Source organism: Rhodoferax sp. ZS1R8, from assembly GCF_056521325.1.
This window is the reverse complement of record NZ_JBWMBA010000143.1, coordinates 1-1,152: the sequence shown is the minus strand read 5'-3', so window position 1 is coordinate 1,152 and position 1,152 is coordinate 1. Positions and strand designations below refer to the sequence as shown.

The 1,152-nt window shown below is 52.3% G+C and carries 1 protein-coding gene; it reads left to right on the top strand.

Annotation, left to right across the window (positions count from 1 at the left end; translation table 11 throughout):
- A partial coding sequence (locus AC097P_RS24505) for a hypothetical protein (RefSeq protein ID WP_479613020.1) occupies positions 1 to 1,152 on the top strand: 1,152 nt, incomplete at both ends.

Genomic DNA, 1,152 nt, shown 5'->3' with positions numbered 1-1,152 from the left:
GCGCCCATGGCGGTATCCAATACGACCTCTGACGACGACGACGTTAACGAAAACAGGGATGGGGTTGCCGGAAACAACATCATTCACACAGGAACAATCGGCGCCGTCCCGCTAGGCGCGACGCTATCACTAGGCTATTCGGGAACTTCGGGGCTCACATCGAATGGCCAAGCTGTTACTTATGTGTGGGACAACGCCACCAAGACTCTTACTGCGTCCACCGCGGCAAGCGGTGCCGTGTTTACGGTTACGCTGAGCTCAGGAAACACTGGCTATACCTTCACGCAACTGCGTGCAATTGATCATCCAGTGGTGGCGGGGGAGGCCCACAGTTTGAACATACCTCTGACGTTGACTGCCAAAGACAGCAATGGCACATCGCTCTCGAGTGCTGCCTTTAACGTTGTCGTCTTCGACGATGCACCACTGGTAACAGGAAACAAGACCATCACGACACTGAATGACGGAAGCTTTTTGGAGACCGGATTCCTGGCTGAGGCAACACTATCCAATGACACTACTGCGGTCAAATGGAGCACCGCTGGACTACCCGCCCTCGTGTTCGAAGGAAAGCCAGTTCTGTATATCGACAATGGCAACGGAACTTTGACCGGGCAACTAGCAGATGGAACACTTATTTTCCGTGCGCAGATTAGTACAACTGTCTCCGACGTCGACCTGCACCCCCGGTACACCTTCGAGTTACTCAATACCTTGGGCCGACTTGGCGTCGAAGGGTCGTCAAGCTCCTACACCACAATAAGCGGGGGGAACATCAACAACCTCGACCTTGGTTTCGGCGGTTACTTGATAAACAGCTTAACTGCGATAGACAAAACGGGCGCTGCCGCTACCGTCAACACGAACAATAACTGGATCGGTGTTGGCGGAAACTGGTTCGATCCAGGTGACAAGCTTTTCATGACATTCAAGGACACATCTGGAGCCGCTGGGCAAGTGACTGGCATGAATATGCTTGTGGAAGGACAGGGTAGTGGCACCTACACCTTGAATTGGACGGTGACGGCTGCAATCAATGCGACTGGTGGCACAGTTACTTATTCAGGCACCGTAACATGCAATGGAAATAACTATGTGCCGTTTACGATTCCACTAATCAACGGAGCTTTGTATTTCACCAAACTCGAAATC